This window comes from Limnobacter sp., from assembly GCF_036405155.1.
Classification (GTDB): domain Bacteria; phylum Pseudomonadota; class Gammaproteobacteria; order Burkholderiales; family Burkholderiaceae_B; genus Limnobacter.
This window is the reverse complement of the sequence record NZ_DASWYD010000007.1, coordinates 434,885-453,272: the sequence shown is the minus strand read 5'-3', so window position 1 is coordinate 453,272 and position 18,388 is coordinate 434,885. Positions and strand designations below refer to the sequence as shown.

The 18,388-nt window shown below is 57.6% G+C and carries 16 protein-coding genes; 4 read left to right on the top strand and 12 right to left on the bottom strand.

The features are described from left to right. Window positions 1-37: 37 nt before the first annotated feature. Entirely contained in the window at window positions 38-778 is a 741-nt protein-coding gene (ubiE, locus tag VGE55_RS12760; RefSeq protein WP_331132061.1) for a bifunctional demethylmenaquinone methyltransferase/2-methoxy-6-polyprenyl-1,4-benzoquinol methylase UbiE, read from the bottom strand. A gap of 4 nt (window positions 779-782) precedes the next feature. Beyond that, a complete protein-coding gene (locus VGE55_RS12755) occupies window positions 783-1,208 on the bottom strand; it encodes a DUF971 domain-containing protein (RefSeq protein ID WP_331132060.1) in 426 nt (141 codons plus the stop codon). A 185-nt stretch (window positions 1,209-1,393) separates the two neighbouring features. Here VGE55_RS12755 and phoB point away from each other — a divergent pair, with 185 nt between their 5' ends. Both phoB and phoR read left to right on the top strand, forming a co-directional pair. Next, window positions 1,394-2,101 (top strand): phosphate regulon transcriptional regulator PhoB, encoded by a 708-nt coding sequence (gene phoB / locus VGE55_RS12750; protein WP_331132059.1) that lies wholly within the window; start codon window positions 1,394-1,396, stop codon window positions 2,099-2,101. 88 nt (window positions 2,102-2,189) lie between these two features. Beyond that, entirely contained in the window at window positions 2,190-3,536 is a 1,347-nt protein-coding gene (gene phoR, locus VGE55_RS12745; RefSeq protein ID WP_331132058.1) for a phosphate regulon sensor histidine kinase PhoR, read from the top strand. A gap of 1 nt (window position 3,537) precedes the next feature. On the opposite strand, the gene VGE55_RS12740 is transcribed toward phoR, so the two are convergent. From VGE55_RS12740 to VGE55_RS12695, 10 genes are all read right to left on the bottom strand, one after another. Beyond that, window positions 3,538-5,394, bottom strand: a complete 1,857-nt coding sequence (locus tag VGE55_RS12740) for a chloride channel protein (RefSeq protein ID WP_331132057.1) — start codon at window positions 5,392-5,394, stop codon at window positions 3,538-3,540. 144 nt (window positions 5,395-5,538) lie between these two features. After that, window positions 5,539-5,970: an HIT family protein gene (locus VGE55_RS12735; protein WP_331132056.1), complete on the bottom strand. Its 432-nt coding sequence runs from the start codon at window positions 5,968-5,970 to the stop codon at window positions 5,539-5,541. Continuing rightward, window positions 5,970-9,941, bottom strand: a complete 3,972-nt coding sequence (locus tag VGE55_RS12730) for an FAD/FMN-binding oxidoreductase (RefSeq protein WP_331132055.1) — start codon at window positions 9,939-9,941, stop codon at window positions 5,970-5,972. Before VGE55_RS12730 ends, VGE55_RS12735 begins: the two co-directional genes overlap by 1 nt. 140 nt (window positions 9,942-10,081) lie before the next feature. Next, window positions 10,082-11,821 carry an arginine--tRNA ligase gene (argS, locus tag VGE55_RS12725; RefSeq protein WP_331132054.1) on the bottom strand — a complete coding sequence of 580 codons (1,740 nt, stop codon included), beginning with the start codon at window positions 11,819-11,821 and terminating at the stop codon, window positions 10,082-10,084. A 121-nt stretch (window positions 11,822-11,942) separates the two neighbouring features. After that, on the bottom strand, window positions 11,943-12,230 hold the full coding sequence (locus VGE55_RS12720; RefSeq protein WP_331132053.1) for a hypothetical protein: 288 nt from the start codon (window positions 12,228-12,230) through the stop codon (window positions 11,943-11,945). Window positions 12,231-12,293: 63 nt separating this feature from the next. Beyond that, a complete protein-coding gene (locus VGE55_RS12715; RefSeq protein WP_331132052.1) occupies window positions 12,294-12,698 on the bottom strand; it encodes a hypothetical protein in 405 nt (134 codons plus the stop codon). A 66-nt stretch (window positions 12,699-12,764) separates the two neighbouring features. Then, complete coding sequence (locus tag VGE55_RS12710; RefSeq protein ID WP_331132051.1) at window positions 12,765-13,994, bottom strand: hypothetical protein; 1,230 nt, start codon at window positions 13,992-13,994, stop codon at window positions 12,765-12,767. 44 nt (window positions 13,995-14,038) lie between these two features. Next, on the bottom strand, window positions 14,039-15,601 hold the full coding sequence (locus tag VGE55_RS12705; protein WP_331132050.1) for a cryptochrome/photolyase family protein: 1,563 nt from the start codon (window positions 15,599-15,601) through the stop codon (window positions 14,039-14,041). Beyond that, on the bottom strand, window positions 15,591-15,776 hold the full coding sequence (locus tag VGE55_RS12700; RefSeq protein WP_331132049.1) for a DUF2256 domain-containing protein: 186 nt from the start codon (window positions 15,774-15,776) through the stop codon (window positions 15,591-15,593). Before VGE55_RS12700 ends, VGE55_RS12705 begins: the two co-directional genes overlap by 11 nt. A 13-nt stretch (window positions 15,777-15,789) precedes the next feature. Beyond that, window positions 15,790-16,737 carry a MerR family transcriptional regulator gene (locus tag VGE55_RS12695; RefSeq protein WP_331132048.1) on the bottom strand — a complete coding sequence of 316 codons (948 nt, stop codon included), beginning with the start codon at window positions 16,735-16,737 and terminating at the stop codon, window positions 15,790-15,792. A 231-nt stretch (window positions 16,738-16,968) separates the two neighbouring features. Here VGE55_RS12695 and VGE55_RS12690 point away from each other — a divergent pair, with 231 nt between their 5' ends. Together VGE55_RS12690 and folE2 are read left to right on the top strand one after the other, a co-directional pair. Then, window positions 16,969-17,532: a glutathione peroxidase gene (locus VGE55_RS12690; protein WP_331132047.1), complete on the top strand. Its 564-nt coding sequence runs from the start codon at window positions 16,969-16,971 to the stop codon at window positions 17,530-17,532. Between the two features lie 27 nt (window positions 17,533-17,559). Next, on the top strand, window positions 17,560-18,357 hold the full coding sequence (folE2, locus tag VGE55_RS12685; RefSeq protein ID WP_331132046.1) for a GTP cyclohydrolase FolE2: 798 nt from the start codon (window positions 17,560-17,562) through the stop codon (window positions 18,355-18,357). Window positions 18,358-18,388 lie beyond the last annotated feature (31 nt).

Sequence of the window (18,388 nt, the reverse complement as noted above, 5' to 3'; positions counted from 1 at the left end):
GGGTTCGCAGGGTTGATCAACAAACCGTCAGACCGGCTTAGGCAAACTTGGTTCCCAAGTGCAAGGCAACAACCCCAAAGGTGAAATTGGTGTATTTCACATGGTCAAAGCCGCTGTCCAGCATGATTTGCTTCAGCGTTTCCTGGTCGGGGTGCATGCGGATGCTCTCGGCCAGGTACTGGTAGCTTTTGCTGTCGTTGGCAATGGCCTGGCCCAGGCGCGGCAACACCTGAAAGGAATACAAATCGTAAGCGGGCGCCAGTGCAGGGTTTACTTTGGAAAACTCCAACACCATCACCTTGCCACCGGGTTTCACCACGCGGCGCATCTCGGACAGGGCCACATCCTTGTGGGTCATGTTCCGAAGACCAAAAGCCACGGTAACCACATCAAAATAATTGTCGGGAAACGGCAGCTTTTCAGCATCGCACAGGGCCATGCGGGGCAAGTAGCCCCGGTCAATCATCCGGTCACGCCCAACCCGCAACATGCTCTCATTGATGTCGGTCAGCCACACTTCACCGCGTGGTCCCACCTTGTCCAGAAAAGCCTTGCTCAAGTCACCCGTGCCGCCCGCAATGTCCAGCACCTTCATGCCGGGCCGTACACCCGCTTCACGAATGGTGCTGGCTTTCCAAAGGCGGTGCATGCCGCCCGACATCAGGTCGTTCATGATGTCGTATTTGGCGGCAACAGAGTCGAATACCTCGGCCACTTTGCGGGCCTTGAGGTCCTCAGGTACTTTTTCGAAACCGAAATCGGTGATTTTGTCGTTCATGGTCTTAGTGGCTGGCACATGCCCCGCCCTTTTTCTGCTGAAGCGGAATGTTTTCGGGTGCATTGGGGTCGCGGCTTCCACCAGCGGCCTTCAGGCGTTCCAAGTAGTCGTTCCACAGGCCGTCCTGGTTTTCGCCCAGCCACAGCAGGTATTCCCAGGAGAACAGGCCCGAATCATGACCATCCGAGAAAATCGGCTTGACGGCGTACATGCCAACAGGCTCGAGCGCGCTGATGGTGACTTCACGCTTGCCAACTTGAAGCGTTTCCTGACCGGGGCCATGCCCGCGCACCTCGGCCGATGGGGAGCACACCCGCATCAATTCGAAGGGCAGCTTGAACAGGGCGCCTGTGTCAAACTCCACCTCCAGGAGGCGGGACTGCTGGTGAACCACAATGCGGGTCGGAATGGGATTGTTGGTGGTTTCCATGGTCGGGATACTGCAGATTGGCATCAAAGCGACAGTGTAACGCACTCCGCCCTGCTTTCCCGAACGGCCAGTCAGTCAGCCTGATCCAGAATGGATTGATGACGCTTCACCCAAGTGTCATATTACTGTCATGCAAATGCACTACTTTGTTGGCATTGATACCGACAGAGACATTGAGGACAAACATGACAAGCACCATTTTGGTGGTCGAAGACGAGCCGGCCATTGCTGAACTGATTGCGGTGAATCTGAGTTTTGCAGGCCACAAGGTGCTGCGCGCCACCGATGCAGACCAGGCCCGTACCTTGATAACAGCCGAATTGCCCGATTTGGTGCTGCTGGACTGGATGCTGCCCGGCAAAAGCGGCATTCAATTTGCCCAAGAGTTGCGGGCCGAAGAGCGAACACGGCAAGTACCGGTGATTATGCTGACAGCCCGCACCGAGGAGCAAGACAAAGTAGACGGCTTGGAAGCCGGGGCCGATGACTACATCACCAAACCGTTCTCGCCCAAAGAGCTGCTGGCCCGAATCAAAGCCGTGTTGCGGCGCCGTGCCCCCCAACTGACAGACGATGTGGTGGAAGTGCAAGGATTGAAGCTGGACCCTGTCACGCACCGCATTCAGGGAAACGACAAAATTCTGGACATGGGCCCCACCGAGTTTCGGTTGCTGCACTTTTTCATGACACACCCAGAGCGCGTTCACAGCCGCACACAACTGCTGGACCAGGTGTGGGGTGACCATGTGTTTGTGGAGGAACGCACGGTGGATGTGCACATTCGGCGCCTTCGACAGGCCCTCACCCTGTCGGGCCACGACCGCTTGATTGAGACAGTGCGGGGTGCCGGTTACCGTTTCACCGTCAATCAGAGCGAAAACGCCTTGGGCTGAAGGACTTGCGTGCCCGGAAGGCTGGGGTTTGTCACCCTCGGCAAACCCCAAGCCTTCACCCGCCGATAATCCCCTAGAATACGGGTCTATGACTGCGCTGATTTTCCGCCTTGTGTTTTTTGCACTGACCCTGGGAGCCGCCTCCATTGTTGGCCAAATGGCCTATGGACACCAAGGCGCCGTGCTGTTTGCCATTGGCGCAGCGGTCTTGAATTACGCGGTGCAAGTCCGTTCCGGACGAAAAGTGGCGGCTTGGCTGGACGACTTCACCCCCGAAAACATTCCCCGCGTGACCGGCTGGTGGGACGACCTGGCCGCCAAGCTGTTTCGCTACCTTCGCCTGCACCAACGTCAGCAGCAAGCCTTGAGCAACGCACTGGTGTCGTTTCGCACGGCGGCCCAGGCCCTGCCCGATGGTGTGGTCACCTTGAATGCGCAGGGCCACATTTCCTGGTGCAATGACACCGCGCAAGACCACCTCGGCTTGAAACTGGGCACCGACATCGGCCAACCCCTCATCAACCTGGTGCGCAACCCAGCCTTTCACAAGTACATCAGCAGCCGCAGCTGGGAACAGCCCTTGGTGATGAGCGCTCCACGAAGCCGCAGCAAAATCCTGTCGGTTCAGTTGGTCAGCTATGGCGACAACCAGGTGCTGGTGCTCACCCGGGATGTCACCAAAGTGGAGAAACTGGAGCGGATGCGGCGCGACTTCATCGCCAATGTGTCCCATGAATTGAAAACACCCTTGACGGTGCTGAGCGGCTTTCTGGAAACCATCCGCGACCTGCCCTTGAGCCCAGAGCAGCAAAAGGAATACCTGAACCTGATGTACACCCAGGCCAACCGAATGCAAAACCTGGTGGAAGACTTGCTGGCATTGTCGGCACTGGAGTCGGCCCCCAGCGCGAGCGAGCATGGCGAGACAGTGGACTTGAGTCAGATTGCCCAGCGGACCGTGGACGACGCCATGCAGTTGTCGGGCGGCAAACACCACATGGAGGTCCACATTGCCCCCGGACTGTTGGCCATGGGCAATGGCGCAGAGGTGCTCAGCGCCTTCTCCAACATTGTGACCAATGCCGTGCGCTACACACCTGAGAATGGCGCCATTTCGGTGAGCCTGACCCGCACCGAAAATGAACTTGGCCGGGCTTGTGCAGCGTTTGTAGTGAAAGACACGGGCATTGGTATTTCGGCAGAGCACATTCCCCGACTGACCGAGCGCTTTTACCGGGTGGACCGCAGCCGTTCACGCGAAAGTGGGGGCACCGGCCTAGGCTTGGCGATTGTTAAGCATGTGGTGCAACGCCACGATGGTGAACTGGACATTCAAAGCAAGCCCAACCAGGGCAGCACGTTCACCATCCTGATGCCTTTGGCGAAAGCAGCCGGGGCGACAGTGACCAATACACCGGAGGATGCTGCCGCCTAGGCTATTCGTCGGCCTGGCGTTTGTACGCAGCAAACACCTCCGCACGCGACAAAATGCCAACTAGCTTGTAGCGATGTTCGCGACTCAACACCGGCAGAGCATCCAGACCATACTTGACCATGTGTTGTACTGCGTGGCGAACGGTCATGTCGTCGAACACAAATCGGGGGCGCTGCGCAATCAAGGTCTCAATACCCGCAGTGTCAGCGCCCTGCTCCACCAGGGCCGCGTTCAAAATCTGCTCGCGGTCCAATGTCCCTTTCAATCGACCATCCGCATCCACCACGGGATACATGGCAAATCGATAGGCATGCGGGTCGGCCTGCATCGCGGTGAGGACATCACCCACCAACTGCCCTGACTGAAACCGCACCACATCCGCATTGGCCACTTGGCGAACCAGCACTTGTTCCAGTGGGTCGGCGGAATATTCAGCGGGCGTACGCACGCCCCGGCGGGCAATTTTTTCGGTCATGATGGTGTTGCGCATCACGAGCGACGACACTAGGTAAGCCGCTGCACAACCACCCAGCAAGGGCAACAGCCCCATGGGTTGCAGGGTGGTTTCAAAAGCAAACACGGCCGAGGTGAGCAATGCCCGGGATGCACCTGCAAACAAGGCCGCCATGCCCACCAGGGCGGCCACACGCACGTCGACGTGCAACATGGGCAAGAGGCTGGCTGCAGCTTTGCCCAACAACAGCCCCAAACCACCACCCAAGGTAAACAAGGGGGCCAACGTACCGCCGGATGTTCCGCTGCCCAATGAAATGGACCACGAGAAAAACTTGAATGCAATGAGGACTGCAACAGCTTGCCAGGTGAGGGAGTCAGACAAGATATTGCGAATGTTGTAGTAGCCCACACCCAGGGTGTCTGGTGCAAAATAGCCCGCCACCCCCACTGCCAAAGCGCCCAACGCAGGCCACCACATCCAGTGGATGGGCAATCGCTCAAAGGCATCCTCAATGCCATACACAATGCGGGTCACACCTGCTGCAGCCAGGCCCATGACCGCACCCAGCAAGGTGTAGAAAGCCAACGCACCCAAGCTTGGCGGCCCCAATTCGGGCATGGCGAAAATCGGCTCAGACCCTTCCATGACGATGCGCATGCCTGCCGCAGTCACCGCTGCCAAAGCCACTGGAATTATGGACCGAGGCCGGTACTCAAACAGCAGCAGTTCAATGGCAATAAGTACCGCAGACACGGGGCTGCCAAAAATGGCCGACATGCCCGCGGCAGCCCCAGCGGCCAACAATGTTTTGCGCTCGGCGGTGGACACCGGAATTTTTTGCCCGACAAAAGAACCCAGTGCGCTACCTGTGGCGATGATGGGGCCTTCTGCACCAAAAGGGCCACCGGTACCAATTGAAATGGCCGACGATACGGGCTTTAAAAACATGACCCGCGCAGGAATGCGACTTCGATTGGTCAACACCTGCTCCATGGCTTCGGGAATGCCGTGCCCACGAATGGCTTTGGACCCATACCGGGCCATGAGTCCGATCAACACCGCGCCCACAACAGGGATGGGCAGCACCCACCAGCCCAAATGCGCTACAGCGTCCGCTGGGCTCACATCGTGAGCCTGAAGGCGACCATAAAAAGCGAGGTTGGTGATGATGGCGATGAGCTTCAACATCAGCCAAGCCACACCGCTGGCCGCGAGGCCCAGCAGGATCGCCAAGCCCGACATGCTGATGGTGCGTTTGTCCAACAGGCCGGTTTGTTGGCTTAGGTGTTCGGCCTCCAGAACAAAGTCCAGCGATGGCGACACGGTCAGGCCATCGGTGGTTGCGGCGTGGGACGAGGTGGGGGAGGACGGTGCGCGCGGTGCGTTTTGGAGTGGTTTCATGCTCGACAGGTGATGGTTCTGCGGCATGCGGGCGCACGGCAAGCCCGACGGAAAAACTTCCCGTGCAGCCTGCATTGGCCTTGGTTTTATTTGTTAAAAACTGTGAATACTATACACCCGGTGGCCTACCAACCCCAAAGGGGCCTAGCCGAATTGGGCTTGCAAACATTCGTTCAGCAAGCCAAACCAAGTTGATTGCGTGTCGAGAATGGTTTGTTGGCGGGGGCTGAGTTGCGCTGCCGCCTTCGCCGCCGCCCACACTGGCGCTGGAAAATGGGCATCGTCCGTAAACCGTGGAATGACATGCCAATGCAGGTGCGGCACCACATTGCCCAGCGTGGCCAGGTTCACTTTGTCAGGCTTGAACTGCTGAAGCACAAACTCTTCCAGCAACACCACCGCATTCATGCACAGGGTGCGCTGCTCGGTTGGCAATTGCGAAAACTCTTGTACATGGGTGTTCCAGACCAAGCGCAAAAAGCCCGGGTACAGGGCTTCTCGGGCATCAATCACCCGAAACAGCGGATGGCGGTAAATCAGCTCACCGCCGTCACTGTTGCACAAGGGGCAATCCATCAGACCAGAATCCGCTCGATGCCACCGTCGTTGGCTTGCTTCACATACTCGGGCAACCAGTTGTCGCCCAGCACATGTTTGGCAATTTCAACCACGATGTAATCGGCCTCAACAGTGGCGTCCTTGCTGTAACGGCTCAGGCCTTGCAGGCACGATGGGCAGCTGGTGAGGATTTTTACATCCGCACCCGGTGCCTTGTCGCGCAGCGCATCGGCACCTTTGCGCATTTCCTCTTCTTTGCGGAAACGCACTTGGGTGGCCACGTCGGGGCGGGACACACCAAAGGTGCCTGACTCGCCACAGCATCGGTCGTTCTTGACAATGTTTTGCCCTTGCACTTCGCTGTTGATCAAGGTGTTCACCACTTTCAGCGGATCGTACGCTTTCATCGGGCTATGGCAAGGGTCGTGGTACATGTACTGCACACCCGTCACCTGGTCCAGCTTCACACCTTTTTCCATCAGGAATTCATGGATGTCGATGATGCGGCAACCGGGGAAAATCTTCTCAAACTCGTAACCCTGCAACTGGTCGTAACACGTGCCACAGCTGACCACCACGGTTTTGATGTCGAGGTAGTTGAGCGTGTTGGCCACGCGGTGGAACAGCACACGGTTGTCGGTGATGATTTTTTCGGCTTTGTCGGACTGCCCAGCCCCACGCTGCGGATACCCACAACACAGGTAGCCCGGTGGCAACACGGTTTGCACGCCGACATGCCACAACATGGCTTGGGTGGCCAAACCGACTTGGCTGTACAGGCGCTCAGACCCACAACCGGGGAAGTAAAACACGGCCTCGGTGTCGGCCTGGGTGCCCTTGGGGTTGCGGATCACCGGCACGTAATCGCTGTTTTCAATGTCCAGCAACGCACGCGCGGTTTTCTTGGGCAAACCACCGGGCATCGGCTTGTTGATGAAGTGGATGATCTGCTCGCGAATGGGCGCTTTGCCCACCGTGGCAGGCGGCTTGCTGGTCTGGCTGTCGACCAAACCCACCGCCTTGCCAACCTTGTAAGCCAAACGCTGTGCCTTGAAGCCAATGTCCGTCATGCCCACCCGCATGGCCTTGATGGTGGCTGGGTCTTTCGCATTCAGGAAAGCCATGGCCGCTGCAGTGCCGGGGTTAAAGCTTTTCTTGCCCATTTTGCGCAACAGTGCGCGCATGTTCATGGACACGTCGCCGAAGTCGATGTCAACCGGGCACGGTGTGACGCACTTGTGGCAAACCGTGCAGTGGTCGGCCACGTCTTCAAACTCGGCCCAATGCTTGATGGACACGCCCCGACGGGTTTGCTCCTCATACAGGAAGGCTTCGACCAACAGGGATGTGGCCAAGATTTTGTTGCGCGGGCTGTACAGCAGGTTTGCACGGGGCACGTGTGTGGAACACACGGGCTTGCATTTGCCGCAGCGCAGGCAGTCCTTCATGGAATTGGCAATGGACCCAATGTCGCTTTGGCTCATGATGAGGCTTTCGTGCCCCATCAGGTTGAAGCTGGGCGTGTAGGCATTGGCCAAGTCACCGCCAGGCAACAACTTGCCTTTGTTGAAGCGGCCTTCCGGGTCAATGCGCTGCTTGTAGTCCTGGAACGGCTTTAACTCTGCTTCCGACAGGTACTGGTACTTGGTAATGCCAATGCCATGCTCGCCCGAAATCACACCGTCGAGGTCGCGCGCAATTTGCATGATGCGGTCCACCGTGTGTTCGGCTTCGCGCAGCATGTCGTAGTCGTCCGAGTTCACCGGCAGGTTGGTGTGCACGTTGCCATCACCGGCGTGCATGTGCAGGGCCACAAACACCCGTCCACGCAGCACTTTCTTGTGAATGGCACGGGCCTCGGCCACCACCGGCGCAAACACGCCGCCCACAAAAATGCGGTCCAGGTGGGCGCGGATTTCGGCTTTCCAGCTGACCCGCACCGTGCGGTCTTGCAGCACATCAAACACCCGTGCGTCGGGCTGGTGCGCAATGCGCTTGGTCAACTCGGCATCCAGTTGGCCCAGACCCAGGCTAAGCAGCACAGGCTTGGCGGCTTCCAGCCCCATGTCCATGTTGGACAGCAACCAGCTCCAGCGCTCGTGCACGGCATCCAGCAACTCATTGGCGCGCAGCACACGGTCACCGATGATTTCATCGGGCGACAGTTTGCTGGTGTCGGCATCGTCGCTTTTGCCCAAGGTGAGCGGCAGCGCGAAGAAGCCACGCAAAGCGGCCACCAACTTCAACTTGTTGCGAATGGACAGCTCAATGTTGATGCGCTCAATGGCGTCGGTGTACTCGCCCATGCGGTGCAATGGAATCACCACGTCTTCGTTGATTTTGAAGGCGTTGGTGTGTCGCGCAATGGCCGCAGTTCGCGACCGGTCAAGCCAGAATTTTTTGCGGGCTTCGGGGCTGACCGCCACAAAGCCTTCGCCAGAGCGGCCATTGGACAAGCGAATCACTTCGGAGGCAGCTTTGGCCACAGCGTCTTCGTCGTCGCCCACAATGTCGCCAAACAGCACCATCTTGGGGAAGGCGCCGCGCTTGGATTTCGGGCTGTAACGCACCGCGCGCAAGTAGCGCTCGTCCAAATGTTCCAGACCCGCCAAAATGGCGCCCATGGCCTTGCCTTCGCCGTCCAGGTAGTCCTTGATTTCCACAATCGAAGGCACCGCGTCGCGGGCCTGACCGTAGAACTCCAGGCACACCGTTCGGGTGTGGCTGGGCATGCGGTGCAGCACCCACTTGGCCGAGGTAATCAAGCCATCGCAACCCTCTTTCTGGATGCCAGGCAGGCCCGCCAAAAATTTGTCGGTGACATCTTTGCCCAAGCCAACCTTGCGGAACACTTTGCCTTCAACCACCAGGCGTTCGGTTTTCAACACCTTCTCGCCTGGCTTGCGGTTGCCATCGCTCCACACCAGATCAAACTCGGCTTGTGCAGCGTCGTGAATTTTGCCGAGGTTGTGGTTGACCCGGGTCACTTCCAGCCAGTTGCCTTCGGGGTCCACCATTCTCCACCAGGCCAGGTTGTCGAGCGCAGTACCCCACAACACGGCCTTTTTGCCACCGGCATTCATGGCGATGTTGCCGCCAATGCAGCTGGCCTCGGCAGAGGTTGGGTCCACCGCAAACACGCGGCCGGCCTTTTCAGCAGCCTCAGACACCCGCTTGGTGACCACGCCGGCACCGGAGTACACCGTGGCGTATTCAGTGCTGAGCCCGGGCAGGGTTTCCATCACAACAGGGCCCAGTTCTTCCAGCTTCTCGGTGTTGATGACCGCCGACATGGCTGTGAGTGGCACTGCGCCACCGGTGTAACCCGTGCCGCCTCCGCGTGGAATGATGGTCAACCCCAGGCTGATACAGGCTTTCACCAAGCCGGGAATTTCAGATTCGCGATCGGGCGTGAGCACCACCATGGGGTACTCCACACGCCAGTCGGTGGCGTCTGTCACATGCGACACACGGGACAGGCCGTCAAACTTGATGTTGTCTTTCGCGGTGTGCTCGCCCAGCGCATGGCGGGCGCGGCTGCGAAAATCCCGCAGAGTGTCGAACTCTTTCTGGAAAGCCAGCACCGCTTGTTCGGCCGAAGTCAGCAGTTCGCGAACGCGGGCACTGCGGTCATCGGCCTCGTGATTTTCATTGGACTCCACACGGCGCACATTGATTTCGCTCAGGCGGTGAAACAAGGCCGAGATGAGGGCTTGCAAGCGCTTGGGGTTGTCCAGCAAGTCGTCTTGCAAATAGGGGTTGCGGCGCACCACCCAGATGTCGCCCAACACCTCAAACAACATGCGGGCCGAGCGACCTGTTTTCCGCTCTTGGCGCAGCTCCTGCAGAATGTCCCAGGCCTTTTGGCCGAGCAGGCGGATCACGATCTCGCGGTCGGAGAACGAGGTGTAGTTGTATGGAATTTCCCGCAGGCGGGTTGTTTCGCCAGCCGAGGGTTTCAAGGTGTTCAATTCAACGGGTGCGTTCATGCAAAACCTTTTAACTGCTTAGCACCACATGGTACCAAAGGCAACACGGGAGCGCCTAGAGCAATGCCCCTGTTTTTCGACCAAAACCCTGATGCCACAAGGGTCATCAGCCAGTTTGGAGTGAATGATTTCATGTCTGGCTACATGCGTTTGGGCGCCGAAACGCCCAATACGGCCAAGCCGTTGGCCAGCACTGTGGCCACCGCCACCAGCAGGGCCAACCGGGCTTGCTTCAGTTGGACATCGTCTACACGCACACGTTCCGCGTTGTAGAAGGTGTGGAATGCACCGGCCAACTCGCGCAGGTAGAACGCAATGTGGTGAGGCGCCAATTCATCGGCTGACTTGGCCAACACATCGCCATAACTGGCGAGGGCTCGCAACAAGGCTGCCTCAGACGGTGCCTGCAAGAGGCCCAGGTTGGCGCTTTGCAGCGCGCCTGAATCAACGCCTTCCTGATCCAGGATGGAATGAATGCGGGCGTGCGCATATTGCACGTAGTACACCGGGTTTTCATCAGACTGCGACAAGGCCAAATCGACGTCAAATACAAACTCGGTGTCGGCTTTGCGCGACACGAGGAAGAAGCGGACAGCATCTCGCCCTTTGGTCAGCGCTTCCGGCTGGCTCAACATGGGTTGGGTTTCATCCACACCACCCGACCAGCAAATAAGGTCACGCACCGTCACGTAGCTGCCTGCGCGTTTGGAAATTTTGACCTCTTGCCCGCCCTTCATGACGGTGACCATTTTGTGCAATACATAGTCGGGATAGCCTTGCGGGATGCCCACATCGGCCGCCTGCAAACCAGCCCGCACCCGGGCGATGGTGCCGTGGTGGTCGGTGCCCTGAATGTTGATGACTTTGCCAAAACCCCGGCGGAATTTGCTGATGTGATAAGCCACATCGGGCACGAAATAGGTGTAGCCGCCTTCAGACTTGCGCATCACGCGGTCTTTGTCGTCACCGAAGTCGGTGGAGCGCAACCACAGCGCACCGTCTTGTTCGTAGGTTTTGCCCGAGGCCACCATTTTCTGGACAGCCTCGTCCACTTTTCCATCGGTGTAGAGCGAGCTTTCGAGGTAGAAATTGTCGAACTGCACGCCAAAGGCTTTCAAATCCAGGTCTTGCTCGGCCCGAAGGTAGGCCACCGCAAAGGCGCGAATGGACTCAAAGTCATCCACATTGCCACTGCCTTTCACGGGCGCACCGTCGGCTGCCTTCACTTCTTTGCCAGCCAAAAAATCAGCAGCAATGTCGGCAATGTAATCGCCGTTGTAGGCGCTTTCGGGCCAGCCCGCATCGCCTGGTTTCAAGCCTTTGGCACGGCACTGCACCGAGGTGGCCAGGGTTTGAATTTGTACGCCTGCGTCGTTGTAATAAAACTCTTTGTAGACATTCCAGCCCTGGGTTTTCATGACCGATGCCATGGCATCGCCCAAAGCCGCCTGGCGGCCGTGGCCCACATGCAAAGGGCCTGTGGGGTTGGCCGATACAAATTCAATCAGGACTGTGTCACCGGCATGTTGTTCGGATCGACCGAAGGCAGCACCTTGTGTCAGTACTTCGGCCACCACAGCAGTGCGGGCCTGCGCGCTCAAGCGGATGTTGATGAAACCCGGACCCGCAATCTCCACGGCATCGACCAGCCCTGCGCAAGCTGGATTGGCTTTCAGGTGGTCGACCAAGGCTTGCGCCAACTCACGCGGGTTTTTGCGGGCAGGCTTGGCCAGTTGCATGGCCAGGTTGCAGGCCACATCGCCGTGGCTGGCGTCCTTGGGCTTTTCAAGCGTTACCACGCCATCAAAAGGCGCGCCCAGTGCAGCAGTGGCGGCGAGTTCAAAAGCAGTGACAAGTGTGTTGCGGTGTTGTGGCAGCATGGTCCAAAGGGGCCTAGAAAGGCCCAGAGAGGCGGTGTTGCTCCGGGCCGAGCGACGGCTTTGGAGCGTTGAAATGTCGAAACCCTCCATTGTATCAAGGATTTGCTCTTCACCTCGGTAGTTAGCGCTGCTTGGCAACCCATGCAAAGTGACGCGCCAAGGCTTCGTCGCGCAACAGTTGCTCCAAAGTCGAAAACTGGCGGGCCAGTGTCATTTCATCGTAAAGGTCGTGAATGCCATCATGGCATGTGCGGCACACGTTGACCCCCTGATTGAGCTGCATCTTGTTGAATTGCCGCTGAAAAAAAGCACGCCGATGCAGCTTCTTGGGGATGAGGTGATGAAAGGTCAGCAGGGTATGGCGGCCACAACAGGCGCAAACACCCTGCTTGATTCGAAGTGAGGCCATGGCACATCAACAGCAGGTGAGCTGTCGTTATTGTGCATCACGCCACAGCAACGGGACAGACTGTCAACGCGATTTGCCGCCCAACACCAGCCGGCGAACGGGCGAAACCAGCACCATGGTGATGTTCAGCAGCACAAAAACACTCAGAAACAAGTGGGCTTCATTCAACCGCAGGTGTGTGCTAAACACGGTTTGACTGACCCAGGCAACGGCATGTCGCAACCAGGGCAGAAATGGCCAGGCCAGCACAAGGCACGCTGACAGAACCGAAAAAAAGGCGAGCCCCACCAGGATTCGACGAAAAATTCCCGAGGCTGCATGCAGGACGACAAACAATCCCAACGTGACGGCCAGCCAGATGGCATCGCCCATAAAGCCCTGACGCGCCCATGGAAAAACCATGGCCCACGACAGGCAGACTGCGATGGCCAGAATGAGAATGCCTGTGGATTGCAGCGTTTTGTGCATGAAAACCTCCCGAAACGAACCGTGCGTTTTTCTTGAAAGAAAGACAACGCGCGATGGCGCAGAAGGTTAACGCACCCGGGATTTGGACCGGACAGTGGCTTGCGCTTGCTTCAGCCTGGACAACCAGGCTTGGCGAAAATCGGCGATTAAAGTGGGCATTTCAGCGGCACCGTGCTGTGGATTGCCGTCCAGCTGAAGGCGAAGCGCTGCCTTGTAAGTGCCGTCCAGTTGCTCTCGCACGGCGCTGTCCAACAAGGCGATGGTTTGGGTTTGACCGCCACGCTGAAACAATTGCAACGCCTTCTGCGCCCGCTCCGGTTTCCGGTAAACATCAATCTCGGCCAACAAGGCAAGCACATCGGTGTCGCTTGGGCTGGCCCGCCCCTCCAACGCCTGAATGCTGACCACCACTCGACACAAATCTCGCAGCTCATTTGGAAATTTCAGGTGTGCTGCCACCCGGTCCATGTCCTCCCGATCCATGAACAGGCCCAGTGCATAGGCCCACCGCAGTTCGACCGCATCCAGGTCAAGCAGCCCTCGAAACTGGGCTTCTTCAAAATGCGCCAAAGGCCAGTCCATGCCCGGCAACAGCGCATCCCACGCTTTGAGTTTGCTCAACAACTTGAACATGCGCGCGGGCTTGCGTTCACCCATGCCACGGTTGAACTCGGTGAACACGCGCTCGGGCGTCAAATGCTGAAGCTCGCCAGACATCACCAAGCCTCGGCACATTTCAAAGGTCACGGGGTCAATGCGGAAATCGGTGAAACGCGCCAAGAATCGCCCCAGTCGCAGCACACGAAGGGGGTCTTCCAAAAATGCCCGACTGACATGCCGAAATGTTTGGTCTTGAATGTCGCTCCAGCCATCGTAGGGGTCGATCACCCGCCCCTTCGAATCCATGGCCATGGCATTGACGGTGAAATCGCGTCGACGCAGGTCATCTTCCAATGTGACGGTTGGATCTGAAAAAAAAGTAAAACCTTTGTAGCCCTGCCCGCTTTTGCGCTCTGTGCGGGCCAAGGCATATTCCTCATGCGTGACCGGATGCAAGAACACTGGGAAACCAGCACCCACCGGTGTAAATCCAGCGGCGGTCATGTCCTGCGGTGTGGCGCCCACCACCACCCAGTCCCGGTCCTGCGAAGGAATACCCAACAGGGCATCCCGAACGAACCCACCCACCACATACACCACCGCTTTGCGCGGCAACTTGGCCACGGTGGCATCGGTTTCAAAACCTGGAAGTGTCGGGAGTTCGGGCGCTGTGGTCATGGTGATGGCGAATGTCAAAACGCCGTCAGGGTACCACCTTGGGGAACGTTGCGGTGGGGCTTCTAGAGCGAGTTCAGTTTTTCAAAGGTATGGGCCACTTGCCCACGCAACTCGATGCGCTGTTCGTCCGATAACTTTCCGATATTTTTGGCCATCAGGCCTGTGCGCGGATTGGCAGCCAGAAGCGCCTCGTGCTTGTCCAAAAAACCCCAATACAGCGTGGTGAATGGGCAAGCCTTGTCGCCGGTTTTGACGGCAGGGTCGTAGCGGCAACCGCCGCAATAGTTGCTCATGCGCTTGATGTATGCGCCCGAAGCAATATAAGGCTTGCTGGTAAAGCGCCCACCATTTGCAAACAGCGCCATGCCAGCCACATTGGGCAACTCCACCCACTCAATCGCATCCACATACACCGCCAAAAACCAGTCTTCCACCTGCTGCGGCACCAAACCTGCCAGCAAGGCAAAATTACCGATCACCATGAGCCGTTGAATGTGGTGGGCGTAGGCATGCTCAAGGGTTTGACCAATGGCATCGCGCAGGCACGCCATGTGGGTTTTACCGGTCCAAAACCAGTCTGGCAAAGGAATATCGGCTTTGAGCGCGTTGTCCTGACGCATCTTGGGCATGTCCATCCAATACACGCCGCGCATAAATTCACGCCAACCCAGAATTTGGCGAATAAAGCCTTCCACACCCGGCAAATCGGCCTGCCCCGCCCGGTAGGCCGCCTCGGCTCGCTGAACCACTTCCATCGGGTTGAGCAGGTGAAGGTTAATGGCGGCCGACAAGAGTGAATGCCAACCAAAGGGTGTGTCGGTCCACATGGCATCCTGATAGGGACCAAACTGCTTGAGTCGCTGGCCGATGAACACATCCAACGCCACCAGCGCTTGTTCCCGCGTAACCGCCCAGGCAAAACGATCCAGCCGCCCGGGGTTCTCGGGCAAATGGCGCTCCACGTCGGCCATGACAACTTGAGTAATATCGTCCGGCACGAAACCGGCAGGCTCAGGAATTGAGCCCGGGCCAGCCTTGGGGTACGCGCTTCGATTGTCTGCGTCGAAGTTCCACTGCCCACCCTCAGGCTCTGCACCAGCCATCAAAATGCCGGTGCGCTTGCGCATTTCGCGGTAAAAATACTCCATGCGCAGCTGTTTGTAGCCCGACGCCCAACGGGCAAAGTCGGCACGTGAGCAGATGAAATGCGGGTCATCGTGAAAACGGATTTCAATGGCTTGCTGACGGGCCATGTCCACCAGACCCTGCTCCAGGCGCCATTCACCCGGCTCCATCAAGTCGATGCGGCCAATGCCATGCTGCTGGCAGAGATCGAAGACCGTTCCACACAATGTTCTCTGCGCCGTGTCATCCAGGGTGCTGTACACCACCGTGTACCCCCCCTCGCGAAGCTTATCGGCGAAATGGCGCATGGCACTGAGAAAAAGCACTGTGCGCGCCTTGTGGCTCCACACCACACGCGACTCATCCACCGACTCGACCATGAGCACACCCACATCGGCGGGCTTGCCCAGCTGCAGCGCCGGGTTGTCCAGGGTCAGTTGGTCGCCCAGCACCAGCACCCAATGCTTGGGCAACTGCTTGGCCGTGGATTTATTCGCCATGCGAGGCCCCCTTGCGTTGCTTTCGGCAAGCCTCAGAACAGTACTTCACATCGTCCCAGTTTTTGGCCCAGCTTTTGCGCCAGGTCATGTCACGCCCGCACACCGCACAAGGCTTGGACGGCAAGGCAGATTTGTTGCCTTTGAAGGTGCTGCGGGTACTGCTGGGTTTGGTCACGGCGATGGGGAAGTCAGGCGTTGGGGCCGCGGTGGGGGTTTCGGGCCCGCCAGTCTGAAATGGACTCGGCAATCGAATCCAGGGTGTGCAACAGCAAGAACTGTTCACTGGCCCGTTTGCGAAGCGCTGTCGAGGCGCCACCGCACCAAATTTCAACTTGGGGTGGCAGTTTTTCGCGCAACTCTGAAATGGCGTCCAAGGTGGACGGCGAACTTTGAACCACCGAAAACGACAGGGCAACAATGTCAATGCTTTGAGCCCGTGCAGCGAGAACAATGTCGTAAATGGGGGTTTGTGTGCCCAAGGAAACGCATTGAGCGCCTTCCATGGTGAAAATGCATTCCGCCATGAGCAAACCCAAACCGTGCAACTCGTTGGGCAAGGTGGTCAGCAACACGCGCGGGCCCTTTCGGGCCGATGGTATGGTGTTGAGTGCATTGCGCAATACCACTTGAATGGTTTCGGTATAGATGTGCTCTTCAAAAATTTCGAAATAGCCACGCGCCCAAGCGTCGCCCACCATGGTGTTCAGCGGTGCAACCACTTCGACCACAAATCGGCGCAGGCCCATGGTCAAGGCGAGCCTGGACATGGTTTGGCGAAACTCCTCCGCGTCGTGGCGCTTCACCAACTCCATGTAACCGTTCAGCTCGTCCAGACTGTCGGCAGCCACATTGAGGCGGGCACCCGCACTGCTCACCTCTGAAATGCGAACCAGCTCCTCAATGCTCAAGCCGATGATTTTTCCAGGGCGATGCCCGCCGTCCAGCAGGCGCTTGATGATCCGCAACTTTTCAACCTGGTCGATGGGATACACACGCTCACCATAGGCATCCCGTTGGGGCTGGGGGAAGTTGTATCGCTTTTCCCAAACCCGAAGCGTGTCTTTGGGCAAGCCGGTGTCTCGCTCAACTGCCGCGATTGAGAATGAGGGCTGATTGAGATCGGCTCGCTCGTTCATAGACACCCCTTGCACACACTTCCCACTTCCCGCACTGCTCTCACTGTTTTGTCCTAGACAAAATTGACTTGTTCTGATGTTCCCATAATAATGGAACCACTGCTTTCGGATAACGTCAAATTATCACAAAGCTGAGGAAATGACCACACATATAGAGACATTCACGTGCTTTTGAAACCCAATTTTCACCCAGGATATCGACTATTGTCCAAATGTGTCGCTGCCGTTTTGGTGTGGACAGCTCTCGCCTTTGCGCACGGATCATCATACGCAGCAGCAGCCACAGACAATGCATGCCCAAGCCTGCTGCAACACACGTTTCCGCGGCTACAGGACGAAAAGCCCGTGTCGATGTGTTCATTGTCTGGAAAAGTGCTGCTGGTGGTCAACACCGCCAGCTACTGCGGGTACACCGGCCAGTATGAAGAACTGGAGAAGCTGCAGCAGCAATACAGCGCACAAGGTTTCTCGGTCGTCGGTTTTCCGTCCAACGACTTTGGCGGACAAGAGCCCAAAAGCAACAAGCAGATTGCCGATTTTTGTGCCAATACATTTGGCGTGAAGTTTCCGATGTTTGCCAAGTCCAGCGTCACGGGTGCGCAGGCCAACCCCCTGTACAAACAGCTCACGACCCTGACCGGGCAGGCACCATCCTGGAATTTTTTCAAATACCTGATCGATCGCAATGGCCAGGTGATTGGGGTGTACCGCAGCGGTATTTCACCCCTGAGCACTGAGATTACCAACCCACTTCGCCGTGCTCTCGAAGCACCACGCAGTACCCTTCAGCAGTAATGGCCGAAAGGCCAAGGAGAGCACACCATGAACGCACCCGACTCACTCTTTTTGCCCGATGAACAGTCCCGTGCTGACCTGAGAAACATCGCCATTCAGCGCGTTGGCATCAAGTCCGTTCGCCACCCGGTGATTGTGGACACCCGCGAAGGCCCTCAACCCTCAGTGGCCACCATCGACATGGCTGTGTTTTTGCCAGCCGATGTCAAAGGCACCCACATGTCCCGGTTTTTGGAAATTTTGCAACAGCAGGACCAGGCGCTGACCGTGCGTGGCATGCGCACCCTGATGCGCGACATGCTGGCCCGGCTGGATTCCAACGCGGGCACCATCACCATGAAGTTTCCATACTTTGTGCGCAAGGTGGCACCCGTGTCGGGTGTGGCCAGCTTGCTGGACTACGAAGTCACACTGGAAGCCGACAACAATGGCAAAGCCACCGATGTCTACATCACGGTGTTGGTTCCTGTCACCAGCCTGTGCCCCTGCTCCAAGAAAATCTCGGAATATGGCGCCCACAACCAACGCTCGCACATCACCATCCGTGCGCTGGTGGGTGAAGGTGTGGACGTTGAAGACCTGATTCGCATGGCCGAAGAGTCGGCCTCTTGCGAGCTGTGGGGCCTGCTCAAGCGCCCTGACGAAAAATACGTGACTGAAAAAGCCTACGAAAACCCAAAATTTGTTGAAGACCTGGTGCGGGACGTGGCCATCCGCCTGCGCAAACATGCGCAAGTCCTTCAATACCGGGTCGAAAGCGAGAACTTCGAGTCCATTCACAACCACTCTGCGGTGGCCTGGATTGAGGAAGACAAGCGAAGCTGATCCAACGTCCTGGTGCATCCAACACCATGGT